The organism is Xanthovirga aplysinae (assembly GCF_009711365.1).
In the GTDB taxonomy this organism is placed as follows: Bacteria; Bacteroidota; Bacteroidia; order Cytophagales; family Cyclobacteriaceae; genus Xanthovirga; species Xanthovirga aplysinae.
In genome coordinates this window covers 1-4316 of the sequence record NZ_SMMB01000819.1, presented here as the reverse complement: position 1 = coordinate 4316, position 4316 = coordinate 1, and the positions used below count along the sequence as shown (strand labels likewise).

Sequence of the window (4316 nt, the reverse complement as noted above, 5' to 3'; positions counted from 1 at the left end):
TCCTAATAGAATCCTGCTGTAACTTCTCTTTTCTATTTAATTGGAGGAAGGGAATTTCGAAAACTCCACCAAAAATGGGATCCATTCGGTATTCCTTCAAATTAGTTGGAGATTGAACAGAAAGGACATGGGGTAAATTTTCAATTTTTGTGGTCAGGGAAAACAGTTTCTCTAAAAAATCGACTTCAAAGATCCCCTCCTTATTTGTAATTCCTAAAAGTATAAAATCGTTGTCCGAACCGAATTGATTTCGGTATTGATGGAAAAATTCGGTATCAGGGTCATTATGTGGGAAAAATTGCTCAAAGTCATAATCAAAAGTGAGGTTCAATGACTGGATAGCACAAATGACAGCCATGAGAGTGGTGAAAAATAAAATGAAAATACTAGTCCTTCTTGTCATGGCTTAGGTCATGGAGGATTACTTTTTTCCTGGTCCAGTAATGTGTTTTTTTCGTAACAGGACGAATTTTTGAATGGATTAATAATAGGGTTTAAGTAACGTTTAATTTACAATTTAAAAGGTGAGAATTAAAAAATATGAGGTAATATAATTTTTCCCTGTCAGTATAATAAAAATTTAAGCTCTGGTGATTTGCCGGAAGTATGGGTGTTTTTATGGGTTTAGGCTTTTTTAGCCATGTCAGGAGTGAAATCAATAGGGACATCCAGTCCAAAGCCAATATTGCCAAAGCTGGAAAATAATTCGACAACTTTTTTCGCATCAGCCACTTCTGAATCACTGGCTCCAAACATTCGGGCCAAGGTTTCATGCACACTTTTCCCATAGGAAGCTTTTTCGATAGTACAAACTGCCATTGCGATTAGTTCTTTAGTTTTTCTATCCAAGCTTGTTTCTTCTATCATGATTCTCTTTTCCCTTTCCCAGGTCAATTCCAGCCAGGTTTCATCCTGTGCAGCTATAGCCTTAAATAGATTAGGGAGTGCTCCCATTTTTTCTTTTATTTCCGCATAGATGGCCGCAGTTTTTCCAGTAGCTTCGTTTTCTTCCAGTAGCTTCTTCATGATTGATAGTTTTTCCTGTGGATATTAGTATAAATAACTTGTAGTCAGATTTTTTGTTCTTAAGTAGGAAGCTTCTTCAAACATCAATATGGTCATATGTGGGAGGGAATAATTTTAAGTTTTTATGCCCTGTATAGTTTGACTCTATATTTTGAAGAAGGAAAAGTCCTATAGTTTAATAAGGATTGATCTATTAATGAAAACACGGATTGAAAACCCAAATGGATAATGAATGGTTTTAAGAATACCTGTTTACCTGGAAATGAATAAACGCATTGTTAGATGTTTTATAAATTCCTATTGGTTGTATTTTCTTTCCTCCTATTGTCGGTTATAGGATCTGAAAGTTTAAATTCTCAGGAGACAAAAAAGGTAATAGTGTATGGAGGGGATCAGGATTCTGCTCCTTTTGAGTTTATTGGACTTAACGGTGAACCTAGGGGGTATTTTATCGAAGTTTTAAGGGCAGTAGGTGATGAATTAGGTTATGAATTTGAATTTGTGTTAAAGGATTGGCAAATCATTTATAATGAGTTCTCTAAAGAGAAAGGAATCAATTTAATTCCTCTTTATTTTGATCCAGCTAAAATGGATGAATTTGAATTTTCCCAAAATATTGGATTTTTTCAGTATCAATTGCTCGCAAGGACAGAAGCTCCAATTTTTGAAGGAAAGACATCAATGAAGGGTAAAACTGTTATTTTGTTAGCCAATGAATATTTGGAGAATTACTTTGCAGAAAATTATCCTTTTACAAGACTTCATAAGGTTAAGTCTGATAATGCAGCCTTGGAGCTTTTGGCCTCAGGGCAAGGTGATTTTGCCGTTGTAGATGATTTTAAAGCACGAAGTGTCCTTTATATTCCTGAATTTAGTAATTTGAGGGCAGCTGGTCCACCATTTCTTCCTATTTATATGGTTTTTGCAGCCCATAAGGAAGATTCCACTTTAATTCAGGAAATTGACCAAGGTTTGGAACGCCTAAAAAAAAGGAGAGAATTAGGCCCCATTTTAAATAAATGGTTTGCTACCTATGTTCCAAAAAAGTATACCCAAACCGTTTTGTTACTAAGGTATTTGTTGTGGGGAGTGGGTGCTATTCTAATCATATTATTGGCAGCAATTATTTGGATTACTTTACTAAGAAAGCTTGTTAATGAAAAAACCGAAGCTATACAACTGGAGTTGGAACATAAGGATACCGCTTTGTCTGAAGTAAAAAAGGCTAATAAAGAATTGGATAAGTTTGTTTATAGCATTTCCCATGATATCAATGCCCCCATTGCTTCTGTGTTGGGTTTAATTAATATTATGAAACACGATTTTAAGGGACCAAAGGTTGTTTCATATATAAGTAAAATTGAAAACAGTACTTTAAGTCTGAAAAAATATATCAATGATGTGTTGGACTTCTCCAGAAATACTCGAATGATATTAAAATATGAGCAGATAGATTTTAAATCATTAATAGGAGATTCGGTGAAAATGTTGAAGTTTTTACCTGGAGCACCACAAATTACCTTAGATCAAGAAATTAAAGCGACTAATCCCTTCTATTCAGACCTGTATCGTTTAAAAGTAATTTTTAATAATATTTTGTCTAATGCCATAAAATATGCTGACCTTTCCAAAACAAAACCTTTTATCTACGTGAAAATTTCGGTTTCCGAAAAAGATGCTGTTTTGGTTTTTGAAGATAATGGCATAGGGATTCACAAGAGTGATTTAGATAAAATATTTACAATGTTTTATCGGGCTAGTGAGCAATCACAAGGATCAGGAATTGGCCTTTATATTGTAAAGGAAATTTTGATAAAATTAAAAGGAAGTATCCAAGTAGAATCTGAGGAGGGGAAGGGAACTGCGTTTACCATTTTTCTTCCCAATGAAGGACATGATCATACTATTTCTGATAAAGAGAATGGAGAAGGAATATAGGTCTGAAAAATCTACCCATAAGATGTTATTACACCAAAATAATTTAGTACTTGAGTTCGAATTTAATTTAAATTTATTCTTTTTTTAATGCATTTTAACAGAATTTTCTATGCATGCTACTATAAAATTTTTAAAAAAATGATGTTGTTTTTAAATTAATGTAAATCAAATTGAATTATCTATTAGTGATAAATGGTATTATTTTTGATATATAGTTTACTTTATTTGAGAGTGTATTTCTTTTTAATTTAAATTATATTTTTGCCCATGTTAGCCATACACTATGAAGTGTTTTTTGAAGTAGCTTGCCACTTAAGCTTTTCTAAAGCGGCGGAAGTTTTATACATTTCCCAACCTGCAGTAAGTAAGCAAGTGAAGAAACTTGAAGCCGAACTCGGAGTCCCTCTTTTTGAGCGTAAAGGAAATAGCATTAATCTAACACTTTCAGGGCAAAAGTTGATGGAATATTTACATGAGGCTAAAACTATTCAAAAGAAAATTTCCTCTGATTTAGAAATCATAAAGAACCAGTCCAAGGCTAAAGGAGAATTAAAAATAGGGGCAAGTACTACTATTTCCCTTTATGTGCTCCCAAAGATGTTGTCGGCTTTTCATAAGAAACTCCCCAACGTAAAAATACTCCTCATTAATCGGAATAGTGAAAATGTACTAAAAGCCTTATTGGATAGAGAAATTGATCTGGCCATAATTGAGGCACACCATGAAATCAATGCCGTGTCATATCAACCTTTTATTCAGGACGAAGTAGTTGCTTTTTGTTCAAAGGATAGCCCTTTTGCAGGTCGTACTATTGATTTTGAAGAATTGAAAACTGTTCCTATGGTATTAAGGGAAAGGGGATCAGGAACCGTTGCCGTTTTGTCCAAAAGTCTTGAAGAGCATCAGGTTAAATTAGGTGACCTGAATATTATAGCTCGTCTGGGAGGAACGGTTGCCTTAAAAAATTACGTAATGGAGGATGATGCTATAGGTTTTTTGTCAAAATGGGCGGTTAGGAATGAGTTAGAAAAAGGTGAATTGAGTTTAGTGAAAGTAAAGGATTTTAAGGTAGACCGAAGATTTAACTTTGTCATTCGGAAAGGAGAGGAAAGTACTGGCGTTTTAAGGGCTCTGATTCGCGTTGCTAAAGATATTTATAACTATTAGTTATGGGATGTGATAATTTGCTATTTGACTTTTTGTTTAATCCTGGCCTACTTGATGTAATATTTGTGTAAGTTTTGAAAAAAAAAGAAATGGAATCTACAAATATGAGACAAACACTAGTTTTTAACCCCTGTTGTGGCCAACATTATGATGGCTGTTTTGAAGATAGGTGTTTGTGCTCCTGT

At 33.9% G+C, this 4316-nt stretch carries 3 protein-coding genes and 1 pseudogene; 2 read left to right on the top strand and 2 right to left on the bottom strand.

The window, feature by feature from the left end:
* Both E1171_RS06205 and E1171_RS06200 read right to left on the bottom strand, forming a co-directional pair.
* A pseudogene (locus E1171_RS06205) lies at positions 1-403 on the bottom strand (efflux RND transporter permease subunit); the annotation flags it as partial.
* Between the two features lie 221 nt (positions 404-624).
* The gene (locus E1171_RS06200) at positions 625-1026 is read right to left on the bottom strand and encodes a carboxymuconolactone decarboxylase family protein (protein ID WP_155205144.1); all 402 of its coding nucleotides are present in this window, start codon (positions 1024-1026) and stop codon (positions 625-627) included.
* 282 nt (positions 1027-1308) lie between these two features.
* Here E1171_RS06200 and E1171_RS06195 point away from each other — a divergent pair, with 282 nt between their 5' ends.
* Together E1171_RS06195 and E1171_RS06190 are read left to right on the top strand one after the other, a co-directional pair.
* Positions 1309-2964 carry an ATP-binding protein gene (locus tag E1171_RS06195; protein WP_155205142.1) on the top strand — a complete coding sequence of 552 codons (1656 nt, stop codon included), beginning with the start codon at positions 1309-1311 and terminating at the stop codon, positions 2962-2964.
* 267 nt (positions 2965-3231) lie between these two features.
* On the top strand, positions 3232-4131 hold the full coding sequence (locus E1171_RS06190; protein ID WP_155205140.1) for a LysR substrate-binding domain-containing protein: 900 nt from the start codon (positions 3232-3234) through the stop codon (positions 4129-4131).
* Positions 4132-4316 lie beyond the last annotated feature (185 nt).